The 15,206-nt window shown below is 75.3% G+C and carries 15 protein-coding genes; 4 read left to right on the forward strand and 11 right to left on the reverse strand.

Going from position 1 to position 15,206, the window contains the following annotated elements:
• Window positions 1-39: 39 nt before the first annotated feature.
• Together QSK00_RS13195 and QSK00_RS13200 are read right to left on the reverse strand one after the other, a co-directional pair.
• On the reverse strand, window positions 40-2,244 hold the full coding sequence (locus QSK00_RS13195; RefSeq protein ID WP_285591273.1) for an HNH endonuclease signature motif containing protein: 2,205 nt from the start codon (window positions 2,242-2,244) through the stop codon (window positions 40-42).
• 193 nt (window positions 2,245-2,437) lie between these two features.
• On the reverse strand, window positions 2,438-5,044 hold the full coding sequence (locus tag QSK00_RS13200) for a helix-turn-helix transcriptional regulator (RefSeq protein WP_285591275.1): 2,607 nt from the start codon (window positions 5,042-5,044) through the stop codon (window positions 2,438-2,440).
• A gap of 239 nt (window positions 5,045-5,283) precedes the next feature.
• On the opposite strand from QSK00_RS13200, the gene QSK00_RS13205 reads away from it, so the two are divergent.
• The 3 genes from QSK00_RS13205 to QSK00_RS13215 are packed head-to-tail and all read left to right on the forward strand — an operon-like array spanning window position 5,284 to window position 8,170.
• Complete coding sequence (locus QSK00_RS13205; RefSeq protein ID WP_285591277.1) at window positions 5,284-6,072, forward strand: (Fe-S)-binding protein; 789 nt, start codon at window positions 5,284-5,286, stop codon at window positions 6,070-6,072.
• 17 nt (window positions 6,073-6,089) lie between these two features.
• The gene (locus QSK00_RS13210) at window positions 6,090-7,538 is read left to right on the forward strand and encodes a LutB/LldF family L-lactate oxidation iron-sulfur protein (protein ID WP_285591454.1); all 1,449 of its coding nucleotides are present in this window, start codon (window positions 6,090-6,092) and stop codon (window positions 7,536-7,538) included.
• Window positions 7,535-8,170, forward strand: a complete 636-nt coding sequence (locus QSK00_RS13215; RefSeq protein WP_285591279.1) for a LutC/YkgG family protein — start codon at window positions 7,535-7,537, stop codon at window positions 8,168-8,170. The genes QSK00_RS13210 and QSK00_RS13215 overlap by 4 nt, the downstream gene beginning before the upstream one ends.
• A gap of 46 nt (window positions 8,171-8,216) precedes the next feature.
• On the opposite strand, the gene QSK00_RS13220 is transcribed toward QSK00_RS13215, so the two are convergent.
• From QSK00_RS13220 to QSK00_RS13250, 7 genes are all read right to left on the reverse strand, one after another.
• Window positions 8,217-8,396, reverse strand: coding sequence for a hypothetical protein (locus tag QSK00_RS13220; RefSeq protein WP_285591281.1), 180 nt, complete (start codon window positions 8,394-8,396; stop codon window positions 8,217-8,219).
• 69 nt (window positions 8,397-8,465) lie between these two features.
• A complete protein-coding gene (locus QSK00_RS13225) occupies window positions 8,466-8,786 on the reverse strand; it encodes a DUF6247 family protein (protein WP_285591283.1) in 321 nt (106 codons plus the stop codon).
• A gap of 102 nt (window positions 8,787-8,888) precedes the next feature.
• On the reverse strand, window positions 8,889-9,674 hold the full coding sequence (locus QSK00_RS13230) for an SAM-dependent methyltransferase (protein WP_285591285.1): 786 nt from the start codon (window positions 9,672-9,674) through the stop codon (window positions 8,889-8,891).
• Window positions 9,675-9,679: 5 nt separating this feature from the next.
• Window positions 9,680-10,735, reverse strand: a complete 1,056-nt coding sequence (locus tag QSK00_RS13235; protein ID WP_285591287.1) for an LLM class flavin-dependent oxidoreductase — start codon at window positions 10,733-10,735, stop codon at window positions 9,680-9,682.
• On the reverse strand, window positions 10,732-11,238 hold the full coding sequence (locus QSK00_RS13240) for an SRPBCC family protein (RefSeq protein ID WP_285591289.1): 507 nt from the start codon (window positions 11,236-11,238) through the stop codon (window positions 10,732-10,734). The genes QSK00_RS13235 and QSK00_RS13240 overlap by 4 nt, the downstream gene beginning before the upstream one ends.
• 34 nt (window positions 11,239-11,272) lie before the next feature.
• Window positions 11,273-12,247 carry a phosphotriesterase family protein gene (locus QSK00_RS13245; RefSeq protein WP_285591291.1) on the reverse strand — a complete coding sequence of 325 codons (975 nt, stop codon included), beginning with the start codon at window positions 12,245-12,247 and terminating at the stop codon, window positions 11,273-11,275.
• A 33-nt stretch (window positions 12,248-12,280) separates the two neighbouring features.
• Window positions 12,281-13,207 carry a helix-turn-helix domain-containing protein gene (locus tag QSK00_RS13250; protein ID WP_285591293.1) on the reverse strand — a complete coding sequence of 309 codons (927 nt, stop codon included), beginning with the start codon at window positions 13,205-13,207 and terminating at the stop codon, window positions 12,281-12,283.
• A 373-nt stretch (window positions 13,208-13,580) separates the two neighbouring features.
• Here QSK00_RS13250 and QSK00_RS13255 point away from each other — a divergent pair, with 373 nt between their 5' ends.
• A complete protein-coding gene (locus QSK00_RS13255; RefSeq protein ID WP_285591295.1) occupies window positions 13,581-14,318 on the forward strand; it encodes a Clp protease N-terminal domain-containing protein in 738 nt (245 codons plus the stop codon).
• Between the two features lie 13 nt (window positions 14,319-14,331).
• On the opposite strand, the gene QSK00_RS13260 is transcribed toward QSK00_RS13255, so the two are convergent.
• Window positions 14,332-14,532 (reverse strand): hypothetical protein, encoded by a 201-nt coding sequence (locus QSK00_RS13260; protein WP_285591298.1) that lies wholly within the window; start codon window positions 14,530-14,532, stop codon window positions 14,332-14,334.
• A 78-nt stretch (window positions 14,533-14,610) separates the two neighbouring features.
• Window positions 14,611-15,087 (reverse strand): Lrp/AsnC family transcriptional regulator, encoded by a 477-nt coding sequence (locus QSK00_RS13265; RefSeq protein WP_285591300.1) that lies wholly within the window; start codon window positions 15,085-15,087, stop codon window positions 14,611-14,613.
• Between the last annotated feature and the right edge of the window lie 119 nt (window positions 15,088-15,206).

The raw sequence follows: 15,206 nt of genomic DNA on the forward strand, positions 1-15,206 counted from the left end.
GGTGCACGGTGCTGCCCCGCGAGCCCGGTGGCCAGCCGGTCAGAACGGCGGGTCGTCGTCGTGGGGGTTCGGGGGTTGGTTCTGCTGTCGGCGCCTCCTGCGGTCGAGGTCGTGCAGGGTCTGTCGTTGGGCGTCGGTGAGGTGCCCGTGTTGGTCGGTGCGTGGCTGCCAGGGCCGCGTGGGGCGGGCTGTGGTGCGGGTGTCGGTGATGCCGTGGTCGAACCGGTCTCGTCCGACCGGTCGTAGGGGCCGGTAGGGGTCGGGTTCGACGACGTGGTGGGTGCCGGTGGGGGCGGTCCACACGAATCGGCCGGGTCTGGTCTGGCGGACGGTCCAGCCGGAGGTCGGGTCGTGTTTGCGGACGTGGTCGCCGACGGACAGGGGCCCGAGGTTGTCGGCCTGGGTGGGTCCGCCATAGGTGTGGTCGTGGGTGTGGTCGATCGGGCAGGCGACGGCGGGGACGGTGCACATCGGGAACCGGCAGGTGCGGTCGCGGGCGTGGATCCAGCGGGTGAGCTCGGCGCCGGGGAACCGGTGGCCGGCCTCGCGGGTGCTGTGCGCGGGGTGGTCCTCTGGTGGTCGTGCTCTCGCCGCGGCCAGCGCATTCTTGGCGCGGCGGGCGAGTTCGGCCCAGATCCCGATCAGTTGCCGCTCGGGGTCGAGGGTGTCGACCTCGCTGGTGTGGGCGGTGAGTTCGACGACCTGGCGCCGGTAGCGGGGGTCCGCGCCGGGCTGCTGCGGGGCTTTGACCAGCAGGACGTGTTCGAGGGCGCCGTCGGGGTCGTAGAGCAGGACCCGGAACTGGGCGCAGGTTCTCGCCCAGGCGGCGCGGTAGGCGTCCCAGCCGGTCAACGTGCCGGCGCCGATACGGCCGTGGGCGCGTTGCAGCCCGAGCACGCACGCCAACGTGGTGCGCAGGGTGGCGGGTGGGAACACCAGCCCGCGTTCGGTCCACCGCGCGGCCACGTCCGGCGGCGGCTCGGTGCTCGGCACCCGAGGATCGGGAGTGTCCGGTGGCGGCGGGTCCGGTTCCGGGTCCCCGGGCTGCCACCCCGGCGGTGAAGCAGTGAGCAAGAGAGTGTCGAGGTCCTCCGCGGTAGCTGCGTCAGGCGCGTGGTCGCTCCCCCGGCCGGCGTCGGGGCGTTCGTCCGGGCCGCCGTCTTCACGCGGGACGGGCCCGCTGTCCGAGGGACCGCTGTCCGAGGGACCGCTGTCGTCCGGCCCGGCGCCACAGGGCCCACTGTCGTCGGGGCCTTCGTTCGGACCCTTGTCGTCGGGAGCGTCGGGGCCGCCGTCCGAGGGGCCGTCGGGGCCCTCGTCGTCCGGGTCGTCGTCGTCCGGGCCGTCGTCCGGGCCGTCGTCCGGGCCGTCGTCCGGCCCGTCATCAGGGTCGGGGAGGTCGTCGAGGTCGGTCAGGTTCCCGACATCATCGGTGGGGTCGGCGGGGGTGGTGAGGTCGAGGACGACCTGTTCCAATATCGCGAGGTCATCACTGCCGTGCGGGCAGCCGTGCAGCAGCCGCAGATACACCTGGGCCTGCACCTTCGCCGGCCCCACCGAGTTGCCCGCCGCCTTGAGCTGAGACAGGGCCTCCTCGGCGATCGCGACGATCCGCTCGAACGCCGGCACCGCCATCCCGGGATCCAAATCGAGCCCGTGAATCTCCGCCGCCCCCGACGGCGCGATCCGCGTCGACACCCGCGACCGGGCGACCGCCGCGTCGCGGCGGTTCTCCGCCCCCAGCGGGTCGACGTCCTTCACCGCCGCCGCGATCCGCTGCTGCAGCTCCCACACCCCCAACTTCGGAGCCTGAGACAGAAGCGCATCGACCACCACCGTGGCCTGCTCGTCGGTCACATCCCGCAACCCGGCGACGAACACCGCGGCCTTGGCGTGCTCCACCCGGCCCTCCCGCATCGCCTCCCCCAGCCGCGGGAGCCGCTCCAGGGCACCCTGCGCGGTCTCCAGGCGAGAGGCGGCCATCGCCACCGACCACCCCAGCCGGGCGGCGATCACCCGCGGATCCGGCTCCGGCCACCGCTGCAGCGTGTCCGCGCGGGCCCGGGCCGTCTCCAGCATCCAGCACGCCCGCCGCCACTCGTCGTGCACCATCCGGGCCTGCCAGGCCACCAGCCCGGCCTCGCACTCCTGCCCCACCGCAGCCCGCGGGTCGGCGAACGGCACGCCGGGCAGCGGGGTGTCGAACACCCCGTCGCCCACCGCGAACCCCGCCTCCACCGCCACGACTCGAACTGTAGTTCGCACCCCCGACGGTCACCGGCAGCCCGAAAGCACCCGACGCCACGGCCGCCCACACGAGAGGCACACCAGGCAGGAATCCAGCCCCAGAAACCTGCCCCACGTGACACTCGCGGCCGTGGAAGCCGGCGAAACCGCGCGATCACGAAGTGATCACGAACGGACCGGGCAACTGCCGCTACCCCGGCCCACCCACCAGTTCCCGTAGCTGGGCGAACAGCTCCCCACGGCTGGTCGAGCCGAGCCGTTGACGAATCCGCGCGACGTGGTGCTCGACGGTCTTCGCGGAGATGTAGAGCTGCGCGCCGATCTGCTTGTGGGTGAGCCCGGCGAGCACGAGACGCGCGACCTCGCGCTCCCGGTCGGAGAGCGCGACCTCCCCGCCCTCGCCGACCAGACCCGACGTCGGGACGGCCTCCGCACCGTCCGGCGCCGGACGGCCCGAGTCCGCGAGGGAGCGGGCACAGGCCAGCAGGGTCGCCATGGCCCGGCGGTCGCGCGTGCGGATGGCGGCCTCGCCGGCGAGCCGCGCGCCGTCCCACGTCCACCCGAGCCGGTGCAGCCCCCGCGCCGCACTCTCGACCGCGGCCGCGTCGACCTCGCCCGCCAGCGCGGCCAGCCACACCTCGGCGCAGCGGGTCAGCGCGCCTGCCAGCACCGACGAGGGCGCCACCGCGCGCAGGGCCTCCAGCTGTCGTTCCGCCTCGGGCACGTCGTCCGCGGTCACCGCGGCGGCCAGGGCGTACCAGCTGGTGGTCGCCCGCCAGAGCGGCGGATCGCCCAACGAGGTCAGCAGCGCGTCCGCCGCGTCCCACGCCACCCGCACCGCGGAGCGCTCCCGCAACCGGGCGGCGCCCACGAGGAGCTCCCCCAGCGGGAGGAGCACGAACAGGTCGACCGGGTGGCGCACGAGCGCTTCCCGCGCCCGGCCCCACGCGGCCTTCAGCCCGGCCGAGTCCCCGGTGCGGCGGGCGACCCCGATCTCGAGGGCCGCGGCGGGGAGTTCGTCCCGTGGCTCCAGCGGACCGCCCGAGCGGGCGGCGGCCACGTGCTCCCGCAGCCCGGCGACGTCGCCGCGCACCATGGCCACCCAGGCGAGCAGCAGCTGGTGGCGCGGGCCGAGCGCCGGTCCGCCGGACGTGGTCTCCACCGCCCGCCGCAGCACGGACTCGGCGACATCGATCTCGCCCGCGTGCAGGGCGACGAGCGCGGCCAGGGCGGACGGCGAGTCGGGCAGGAGGACACCCGTCCCGAGGGGTTCGAGCAGCGACGCCGCCCGGGTGAGCTCGGAGAGGGCGGCCGAGGCCGCGCCGGGGTCGGGCCGCAGCGACGTCAGGATCCCCTCGGCGGTGAGCGCCGTCGCGGACCGGACGGTGGTGGACCCGACCGCCACCCCGTCCGCGGGGAGGGCGGCCCGCTCCCGGTCCCCGTTCCCGACGAGGCCCGGTGCGGCCCACGCGCGCAGGCCCGGCTCCTCCGCCAGCATCTCGGCGGCCCGGCGGCCCATGCCGCGGTGGGCCATCACGGTGGCGACGACCGTGACGGCCCGGGCGCGGTCCCGGTCGTCGGCGGCCGCGGTGAGCGGGTCGGCCAGGCGCAGGGCGGTGTCCAGATCCCCGGCGAGGGCCGCCGCCTCCGCCCGGCGCAGGACGACCGACTCCGGCGGCGCCCCGGCGGCCACCGCGTCCGCGTAGAGCGCGACCGCGAGGTGCGGGGCGGAGGCCAGGGCCTCGTCGCCCGCGGCCGTGAACACCCGCGGCAGATCGCCGCCACGCAGCCCGGAGCCGAGCAGTCGCCGGGCGGGCCCGAGGACGGAGGCGCCGCGCGCGAGTGCCTGCTCGGCGATGCGGCGCTCGAGGTCGAGGCGCTCGTCGGCGGCGGCGAGGCGGACGAGGCTGCGCCGCGCCAGCGGGGGCACGCCCTCCCGGGGCGCCCCGAGCTCGGCGGGTGCGTCCGGCGCGGGGAGCAGCAGCCCACTCGCCCGCGCCCGTTCACGCCGGTCCTCGAGGGTGGTGCGGTCGATCCCGAGGACCTCCGCGAGCGGCGCGGGCACCCGCGGTCCGCCGACCGCGAGGGCCAGCAGCAGCCGGCGGGTCCCGTCGTCGAGACCCCCCACCTCGTGCCGGAGCAGGTCGAGCACCCCGTGCGGCACCTCCTGCGACCCGCGCTCGGCGGCGGCCGACACGGCGCGCGTGCCGGCGTCGCGGATCTGCGTGACGAGGCGGTCGACGACCGCGGGGGAGCCCCCGGACAGCCGGCGCAGCGTGGTCGCGAGAGCCGGTGGGCACCGGGAGCCGAGCAGGGCCGACGCGCGGTCGCCGGTCCCCGCCACCGTCAGTGGTTCGAGGGCCACGGGCGCCCGGTCCCGGCCAAGCGCGAGCCACAGCGTCGACAGCGCCCGGGGGCAGGGCCACGGGCGGGCGGTGACCACGAGCCGGGCGTCGGGATCGTCGGCGACGTCGTTGAGCTCCGCGAGCGTGGCCGCGTCGAGCGCGTGCGCGTCGTCGACGAGCAGCAGCGCGTCCTCGTCGGAGGGGAAGGGGACGGTGTCCCCGGAGCGGATGCGCCGGGTCGTGACCCCCCGCCGTCGGGCCGAGCGGACGAGCGCGGAGAGCACGGCGCTCTTGCCCGATCCGCCCGGCCCGACGACGGCGGCCGTGAGCGGCGCGCGGGGATCGGCGCGGTGCGCTGCCAGCAGCGCCACCGCACCCGGCAGGCCCGCGACCATCGGATCGCGCGCCGCCTCGACCTCCTCGCCCCCCACCGCCCGCAACCGCCCCGGCATCGTCAGGACTCCTGACGACGAGTCGCGCAGCCCGGTCCCACAGCGAGGCACCGGATCTCCGACATGCGACGGATTGTCGACGCCCTCGGGAGGCGGCGGAACCGATCACGGCACAGTGCAGTAGTCGGACTTCGACTACTGCATCGCGCAGCGTGACGCCCCGACCACGGGGGGCGCCACACGGACGGAGCGGGCAGACTCGGACACCACCACCACCCGACGTCGGGAAGGACCCGCCCATGCGGATCGCCGTCGTCGCGACCTGCCTCGGGGACGCGATGTTCCCCCAGGCCCCCATCGCGACCGTGCAGCTGCTCGAACGGCTCGGTCACGACGTCGTCTTCCCGGCCGACCAGACCTGCTGCGGGCAGATGCACGTCAACACCGGCTACCTGGACGCGGCGCTGCCGGTGGTGCGCCACCACGTCGAGGTGTTCGGCAAGGCCCTCGACGACGGGGTGGACGCGATCGTCGCGCCCTCGGGATCCTGCGTGGGATGCGTGCGCCACCAGCACGCGATGGTCGCCCGCCGCGGCGGCGACGAGGGCCTCGCGCGGGCGGCCGAGGCGGGCGCGTCGCGGACCTACGAGCTCTCCGAGCTGCTCGTCGACGTGCTCGGCGTGACCGACGTCGGCGCCTACTACCCGCACCGCGTGACCTACCACCCGACGTGCCACTCGCTGCGGATGCTGCGGGTCGGCGACAAGCCGCTGCAGCTGCTGCGGAACGTGCGCGGCCTGCAGCTGGTCGAACTGCCCGACGCCGAGGTCTGCTGCGGCTTCGGTGGCACGTTCGCGGTGAAGAACGCCGAGACCTCGACGGCGATGCTCGCGGACAAGATGGCGAACGTGCTGTCGTCGCGGGCCGAGGTGTGCACGGCGGGCGACTCGTCGTGCCTGATGCACATCGGCGGCGGGCTCTCGCGGCTGCGTTCGGGGGTGCGGACGGTGCACCTGGCCGAGATCCTCGCGAGCACCGACCGGGACGACGCGTCCACCGACATCGTGTTCGAGGAGGCCTCGCGGTGACCGCCGTCGAACTGGGCATGCCCACCGTCGCGGCCGACCCGCACGGGCACCTCCGGGGCACCGAGTCGTTCCCGAAGGCCGCGCACCACGCGCTCGCCGACACCCAGCTGCGCCGCAACCTGGGGCACGCCACGCGCACGATCCGCGCGAAGCGGGCCGCCGTCGTCTCCGAGGTCGACGACTGGGAGGAGCTGCGCCGCGCCGGGGAGACGATCAAGGCCGACACCCTGGCGCGCCTGCCCGAGCTGCTGGTGCAGCTCGAGGAGCAGGTCACCGCGCGCGGCGGCCAGGTCCACTGGGCCCGGGACGCCGAGGAGGCCAACCGGATCGTTGTCGACCTCGTCCGTGGGACGGGCGCCGACGAGGTCGTCAAGGTCAAGTCGATGGCCACCCAGGAGACGGGGCTCAACGAGGCCCTGGAGGCCGCCGGGGTCGCGGCGTTCGAGACCGACCTGGCGGAGCTGATCGTGCAGCTCTCCCACGACCGGCCGTCGCACTTCCTCGTCCCCGCCATTCACCGCAACCGCGCCGAGATCCGCGAGATCTTCCTGCGCGAGATGCCGGACGTGGACCCCGCGCTCACCGACGAACCCCGGCGGCTCGCCATGGCGGCCCGCGCCCACCTGCGTCGGAAGTTCCTGACGGCGAAGGTGGGCATCTCGGGCGTCAACTTCGCCGTGGCGGAGACCGGGACGCTCTCGGTGGTCGAGTCCGAGGGCAACGGCCGCATGTGCCTGACGCTGCCGGAGACGCTGATCTCGGTGATGGGCGTGGAGAAGGTCGTGCCGACGTGGCAGGACCTCGAGGTGTTCCTCCAGCTGCTGCCGCGCTCCTCGACCGGGGAGCGGATGAACCCCTACACCTCGACCTGGACCGGCGTGACCCCGGGCGACGGGCCGCAGACCTTCCACCTCGTGCTGCTCGACAACGGCCGCTCGAACGTCCTCGCCTCGCCCGACGGCCGGCAGGCCCTGCACTGCATCCGCTGCTCGGCGTGCCTGAACGTCTGCCCGGTCTACGAGCGCACCGGCGGACACGCGTACGGCTCGATCTACCCCGGGCCGATCGGTGCGGTGCTCTCCCCGCAGCTCACCGGCATCTCCGGGACCGACGACGTCAACGCCTCGCTGCCCTACGCCTCCTCGCTCTGCGGGGCGTGCTTCGACGCGTGCCCGGTGCGGATCGACATCCCGCACCTGCTCGTCCAGCAGCGGGCCGCCGCCGTCGCGGCGCACACCCGGCCGACCGGCCAGGACCTGACGATGCAGGCCATGGCGATCGCGATGACCACGCCGGGACGGTTCAAGCTCGCGGAGAAGGCGCTCGGGCTCGGGCGGGTCCTCGCCGGGAAGAAGGGCCGGATCACCGGGCTGCCGTGGCCGATGTCGGGCTGGACGAACGCCCGCGACCTGCCGGCGCCGCCGGCGGAGACGTTCCGCCAGTGGTGGGAGAGGACGCACCGGTGAACGCCCGTGAGGAGGTCCTCGCCCGGCTGCGGTCCGCGAGCGTGGCCGGCAACCCGGCCACACCCGTCGTCGTGACCCGGGAGTACGCGACGACGGGTCAGCTCGCGCCGGGCAGCGCGGAGGTGCTCGCGCGGCTCGACGAGACGCTGACCGACTACAAGGCGACGGTCACGCGCGTGGCCACGACGGACGACGTGCCGGGTGCGGTGGCGGCGTTCCTCGGCGGGGCCCGCACGGTGGTCGTGCCGTCGGGGCTGCCGGAGGCGTGGCTCGCCGCGTACGACGGCGAGGTGCGGCGCGACGGTCCGCCGCTGTCGGTCGACGAGCTCGACGCGGTGGACGCCGTCGTCACGGGCGCGGCCGTCGCGATCGCCGACACCGGGACGTTCGTGCTCGCCTCCGCCGCCTCCGACCAGGGCCGCCGCGCGATCACGCTGGTCCCCGACCACCACGTGTGCGTCATCCGCGCGGCCGACGTCGTGTGCTCGGTGCCGGAGGCGGTCACGCGGCTCGACCCCTCGGCGCCGCTGACCTTCGTGTCCGGCCCGTCGGCGACCTCGGACATCGAGCTCGACCGGGTCGAGGGCGTGCACGGCCCGCGCCGGCTCGACGTGGTGCTCGTCGGTCCCTGACCGACGCGACGGAGCCGGACTCTCCCGGGACGCTCGGCGGTCGCCGTCAGACCCAGGAGAGCTGGAGCAGCGAGACGAGTCGATCGCGGTCGACGACGCCGTAGACGAGTTGGGCCCGTTCGCGCTCGCCGAACCCGACCACGCGCAGCCCCCGCGGGTTGCTCGGGACGAGGGGCGTCCCGACGGACCAAGGCGCGAGCTCGAGGGCGGTACGCAGCTCCGCCATCGCTGGAAGAAGCTCCGCCGGCAGCGCGGCGACCGCCTCACGTACGGCGTCGTCGGCGACGACGTACACCTACAGGCCGGCTTTGGTCAGCGTCGTCTGCCAAGGCTCGTCCTCCGGCGAGGGTTCGCCGGTTGCGAGCTCCGCCGCGGCTCGCATCGTGCGACGGAAGGCGGCCGGGTCGGTCTCCAGGATGGCGATTCGACGGAAATCCTCGACGACCGTGTAGACCGGTTCGAGCTCGAAGGTGCTCCGAGCAGTGTCGATCGCGGCCCGGTAGGCGTCATCGAAGCGCGCTGCGAGCTCGGGGGAGAGCCACTCGCGGACCGTGCGAGGTGAAGCTCCCTGCAGGAGAGGGTGAGGCTCTGGTTCCGGGCTCGGGGCAACGCTCACGTGAGCACCGTAGCGGCAACCCATCGACGAGCCGGCCCTTCGCACGACCATACGAGGCAGGCCAGCGGCCGTGGTGCGACCAACGGTATCTGGGCGGCAGGCCTACCGAACGAGCCCTACGGCGCCGTAGACCGCGGCGTCGGGCAGGTCGGACTCCGCACGCCAACGGCGGATGTCGACCAGGCCCGGGTCGGCGAGCTCGAACGGGGCGAGCGCGTCGAGGAGCTCGGCGCGGGTGCGGACGTACGCCGGGGTCGCGCTGTGCCGCATCACCTCGGCGAGCTCCCGGATGTGTGCCGCGGCGTCCTCGTCGTCGACGTCGTCGCTGCCGTGCGACATGACGAAGGCACTGCCGGGGACCAGCGCGGCGCGGTAGGCGGCGACGACCGCGGTCAGGCCGTCCTCGGGCGCGACGTAGTGCAGGGAGGCGACCGCGAGCACGGCGACCGGTGCGCTGCGGTCGAGGAGGCCGGCGACCCCGGGGGCGGCGAGCACGTCCTGCGGGCGGCGGAGGTCGGCCCGGGTGACGGTGACGAGTGGGTCGTCGCCGATCACCTCGCGGCTGTACGCGATCGCGACCGGCTCGATGTCGACGTAGGCGACCCGGACGTCGGGGTCGTGCCGGCGGGCGACCTCGTGGACGTTGCCGACGGTCGGGATGCCGGAGCCGAGGTCGAGGAACTGCCGGATGCCGCGGGCGCAGCAGAACTCCACGGCTCGGCGCAGGAAGTCGCGGTTGGCGTGCCCGGCACGGGCCGCGTCGGGGAATCGCTCGAGCATCTGCGCGGCGGCGGCCCGGTCGACGGCGAAGTGGTGGGCGCCGCCGAGCATGTAGTCGTAGATGCGGGCGGCGTTGGGGCGGTCGGTGTCGGGCATCGCGTCGGACACGCGGGTCATCGTGCCCGAGATGTCCGGTCGACGTCCCGGACCAGGTCGATCGCGCGGCCGAGCGTCGTGAGGCGCTCGTCGAGGGTGTCGCCGGCGGGGTAGAGACGCACGGTGTCGACGCCGGCGTCCGACCACGTCCGCAGCCGCGTGCGGACCATGTCCTCGGTCCCGAGCAGCGTCGTGGCGAGCACCATCTCGTCGGGGACCAGCGCGGCCGCACCGTCACGGTCGCCGGCCTGCCACCGGTCCCGGACCGCCACGGCGACCTCCGCGAACCCCTGCCGGGCGTAGGCGTCGTGGTAGAAGTTCGTGCTCGCCGTGCCCATGCCGCCCAGTGAGAACGCGAGGCCCTTCTTCCGGGCCGCCACCATCGTCGTGAGCTCCTCGGGGGACTCGGCGAACGCGACCTCGGCGCCCTGGCAGACCGTGAGGTCCTTCCGCTCCCGCCCGGCCGCGGCGAGCCCGGCGTCGAGCGGGCCGAAGTACGCGTCCGCGCCCTCGGGGACGAAGCTGGTGCCGAGCCAGCCGTCCGCGAGCTCCCCGGTGAGCGTCAGCATCCGCGGCGAGAGCGAGGCCACGTAGATCGGGATGTCGGGGTTGGCCCGCGTCGACAGCCGCATCGGTCGGCCCTCGCCGCCGGGGCGGGGAATCGCGACCGTGCGGCCGTCGAACGCCACCTTGTCGCCCGCGAACGCCTGGCGGATCACCGCGATCGTCTCGCGCATCCGGGTCAGCGGGCGCGCGAACTCCGCCCCGTGCAGCCCCTCCACCACCTGCGGCCCGGACGCGCCCAGGCCGAGCGAGAACCGCCCGTCGGAGAGCTCGGCGAGGGTCAGCGCGGCCTGGGCGATCGCGACCGGCGAGCGGGTCCCGAGCTGGATCACCCCGCTCCCCAGTCGCATCCGGCCGGTCCGGGCGGCGAGGAAGCCGAGCACCGACGGCGCGTCACTGCCCCACGCCTCGGCCACCCAGCACTCGTCGAGCCCGAGGTGCTCCGCCTCGACGACGAAGGTGGCGAGGTCGGGGTCCGAGGAGGCCTCGACGGTCGTCGCGGTCCTCATCCGGCGGCTTCCGCCTCGGTGCGGATGGCCTCGAGCGTCCGGGTGATGGCGGCCTCGAACTCGCGGAGCCGCACGAACACGATCTTCTGTTCCTTGTCCGGCATGGCCTCGATGGCCCGGCTCAGCCCCGAGCGACCCGGACCCATGCGGGCCCGCTGGGTCAGCCGGGTGCCGCCGTCGTCGGGAACGAGGTCGAAGCTCCAGCGCGCGGACGGCGCGTCCTCACCGTCCATCTCCCAGGCGAAGCGCGCCGGCGCGTCGCACTCGACGACGGTCCCCTCCACCGACCAGCGCCCGAGCGAGGGGTGCTCGTTGTGCCCGACGAAGCGGGCGCCGGCGCCCGGTCCGTCGGCGAGCCACGTCAGGGACTCGAGCTCGGTGCTGCGGGCGGGCATCCGCTCCAGGTCGGCCACGAGGGGCCAGACCCGCTCGGGGGGCGCGGCGATCCAGGTGTCCACGGACACCTCGGGCTGGTCGGCGTAGCGCGCTCCGGTCCACTCCACGGGCCGGAGCCTAGGGGCTCTGGGTTGCGGACGGCTACCCAGCCGTGAAGTACCGCCGCGGGTTGTCCACCATCATCGTCGTGATCTGCGCGTCGGTGACCCCGGCGGCGCGCAGGGCCGGCAGTACGTCGCGGCTGATGTGCTCGTAGTGCCAGTTCGGGGCCGCGTCCCGCAGGGCCCGCTGCGCGTCCTCGCCCGCGTAGAAGTCGATGTAGCAGGACGCGTCGTGGGAGAGCGCGATCCGGTCCGCGTAGCCCTCGGCGCACAGCGCGGCGACCGTGGCCACCCGTCGATCGGTGGTGTTGTACCGGTCGAGCCCGAAGCGGTCGCAGCCGAGCGTGGCGCCGCGGTCGGCCAGCGAGCGCAGGTAGTCCAGGTCGTTGGAGTCGCCCGCGTGGCCGACCACGACCTTCGTCAGGTCGACGCCGTGCGCCGCGTAGAAGTCCAGGGCGAGCGTGCCGGTGCGGTGCTCGGAGTTGGTGTGCACGGTGATCGGGAGCCCGGTCTCGCGGTGGGTGGCCGCGATCGCGCGGTGGATGCGCGCCTGGTCGGGGGTCAGCCCGGCCGCCTCGACGACGCCCTTGAGCAGGGCGGCCCGCACGTCGGTGCCGCCGATGCCCTCGCGGACGTCACGCAGGAACATCGCGGTCAGGGGCTCCGGGCCGCCGAGGAGCGTCCCGGGCCCGCGGTTCTGCAGCTGCCGGGGGAGCTCGGCGAACGTGTAGAGCCCGGTCGCGACGACGATGTTGAGGTCGACCTCGGCGTTCACCCGCGCCACCCGCGGCACGTAGCGGCCGAGCCCGACGACCGTCGGGTCGACGATGGTCTCGACGCCGAGCTCCCGCAGCCGCCGCAGCTTCGTGACGGCGTCGGCGACGCGCAGCTCCTCGTCCCAGTAGTCCGCGCCGTAGTTCGTGAGCAGGTCGGGGGTGAGGACGAAGACGTGCTCGTGCATCAGGGTCGTGCCGAGCGCCGCCGCGTCGACGGGGCCGCGCACCGTGTCCACCATCGCGCCATCGTGGCGCGAGCCGGTCGGGGTCGCTCAGCGGTGCCGGGCGGCGAGTGCGAGCAGGCGGCGCAGCCGGCCGGCCAGGGCGTCCTTCGACAGCGGCGGCTCGGCGCGCGCGGCGAGGTCGGGCAGGCCGAGGTCGGGGTGGGCGAGCCGGAGCCGGCCGGCCTCGGCGAGCGCGGCGGGGACGGCGGCGCCGGCCCGCTCGAGGGTCGTGAACGCCTCGGCGACGGCGGCGGCCGCCCTCGAGGCCGCGACCGTGGCGCGCGCGTCGTTGGCCGACTCGTGGCGGTCGGGGTCGGCGGCGTCGGCCCACCCCGCGACGGCGGCCGTGGCCCGGCCGCCGCACGTGGTGAGCAGGAGGGCGACCTCCGCGGGCTCGCCGACCGTGAGGCGGGACCCGGCGTCCACCCGCCGGGCGCGGACCCCGAGCCGCAGCCCCAGCTCGGTGAGGGCCAGCGCGGCCCCGGGAGCCGGACAGTCGAGCGCGAGCCCGCCGTCGTCGAGGGTGCCCCGCGCGAGCAGGGCGCCCCGCCACGTCGCGACCGCGCCGGGCAGCGACCCGCCGGTCAGCCACTCCGGCGGGGTGGTGAGGGACCGGCCGCGGTTGTCGACGACGCCGAGCCGGACGGCCAGCGGGTCGCCCGTGCCGGTGTCGGGACCCACCTCCACCCGCCACCGGCCGCGCGCCGGGTCGCCCCGGACGGTGCCGTCCTCGGCGCCGAGCCGCGTCAGCAGGGAGACCAGACGCGACGCCGCCTCCGGGGTGTCGAGGTCGACCGCGAGCGCTCCGTCGCGGGACCGTCCTCCGGCCCAGCGCACGATGGCGGCGGCCTCCGCGCCCGCGTCCCGGTCCCGGGCCGGCGGGGCGACCCCGGCGAGCGCGGCGACGACCGTGCGGGTGTGTCCGGAGCGGGTGGGGACGGCCGCGGGCGCGTCCGGTCGGCCGGCCGTGTTCATCGCCCACCTCCTCGTCCCTCGCCCCTGCGCGACTCACAGCAGCGTCACACACGAGAACGCGCGACGGCCGAGGGGGCTGCTCCCCACGCGATGCGGCCGAGGTCCACCCGATGGTGTCCTCCCGATGCGGCGCAGCACCCCGGGGGGTGACGTCCGGCGTCCCTGGGCGACGACGCTGGGCCGACCGAGCGGGGCGCCGCGCGGACCTTCGTCGCCCGGTCCGGGCGTGGCGGTCACGGGGCGCCGTCAGGTCACTCGATCGATGGATCACCGTCCCGTGCCGGGCCGACGCCCAGATGCCGGATCCGCGTTCCCGGCGCAGCTATACCTGGACCGTCCGTGATCGCACGACCCGGGGGAGGGGCCTGTCGCCGTGGCCGTCACGCCGATCTTCGACGATCTCGCCGCGCACTACGCGGCCGCCGACCGCCGTCGGACGGCACCGCGTCCGCGGCCCACGGCGGTGATCGGCTCCGACGCCTTCGGGCGGGGCTGCCTCGAGGCGGAGGACCCCGGGCGGATCGGCGGCGGGGACGAGGTCACCCGCCTGCTGGAGGGCGCGCGCCGGGAAGCGATGGCGCTCGGCCGGCGCTGGGTCGGCACGGTCCACCTCGCACTGGCGGCCGTGCGCGCGGGCGGCGACGTGGGGCGGGTGTTCGGGATGCGCGGCGTCGGACCGGCGGTGCTGCTGGCCACGCTCGACGACGACCTCGACGCTCCCGACGACGAGGCGGGTGGCGACCCGGTGCACCCCGCGCTGAGCTCGGTGGCCCGGACCGTGCTGCACCGGGTGGCGCACCGGGCCGCGCGGGAGGACCGGGCGGTGTCCGCGGCCGAGCTCGCCGTGGCCGTGGCCCGCTCGGGCCGGGTCTCCGACCTGCTCGAACGCCGAGGGGTGGATGTCGACGACCTCGTCGACGCCCTCCTCGCCGGCGCCTCCGCGGCGACCGTGCGGGCGGCGGCGGACGCCGTGGAGCCTCGTCCCCGGCGGATCGCGCTGCCGGTGGGCGTGGTCGCTCCGGTGACGGTCATGGTGCCGACCACCGCGGCGCCCGCGGCGCCCGCGGCGGTCGCGGTGGTCGACGAGCCGGCGACCGGCGTCCCCGCCTGACGCGGGACGGGCCTCAGGTCCGGTAGGCGAGCAGCCGGACGCCGAGCGCGGTCTCGACGCGTCGGATCTCCGCGAGCTGGGCCTCGGACAGCTCGGCGTACGGGCTCTCCGGCTCGTAGGCCACGACGGGCGTCCCGAGGCTCTGCTCGAGACGCCGGACGTCGGCCAGCGCGGTCTCGTCGAGGGCGGCGGGACGGAGTTCGGGGCTGCTCATGGGAGTCCTCCTCGGGTGCACCTGGAGCTGCGATACCCCGCAACCGCACACGTGACGCCGATGACACGGACGGGTCGCTCACCGGCGCCCGGCGCGCGGCAGCGAGCGGACCAGCGGCAGCACCCGGGCGGGCACCCGCTCGGTCAGCGAGATCTCCGACTGCGTGCGCTCCACCCCGGGGACGGCCAGCACCTCCTGGATGACCTGTTCGAGGTGGGCGTTGTCGCGCGCGACCACCCGGCACCACAGGTCGCCGTCCCCGGTGATCGAGTGCGCCTCCACCACCTCCGGGATCGACGCCAGGTGCTCGGCGACCGCGTTCAGCCGTCCCTGCGCGATGTGCAGGGTGACGAACGCGAGCACGCCGTAGCCCAGGGCCGCCGGCGCCACCCGCGGCGCGAAACCGGTGATGACGCCCGCCTCCTGCAGGCGTTCGAAGCGCGCCTGCACCGTGCCGCGAGCGACGCCGAGGGAGCGGGCGTGCTCCCGCAGGCCCACCCGGGGCCGCTCGAGCAGCGCGAGGAGCAGGGCCCGGTCGAGGTCGTCCAGGTTCATCGGCGTCTCCCCGCTGGTCCATCGGCCCGCCCCGGGCGGTGTTCGATCTCCCCGACGGTACCAATGGCCCAGCTCCAGAGGGAAAGCATGGACCACTGGCGAGTAGGTGGCTAACTTCA

The organism is Actinomycetospora sp. NBRC 106378 (assembly GCF_030269685.1).
Lineage (GTDB): Bacteria > Actinomycetota > Actinomycetes > Mycobacteriales > Pseudonocardiaceae > Actinomycetospora.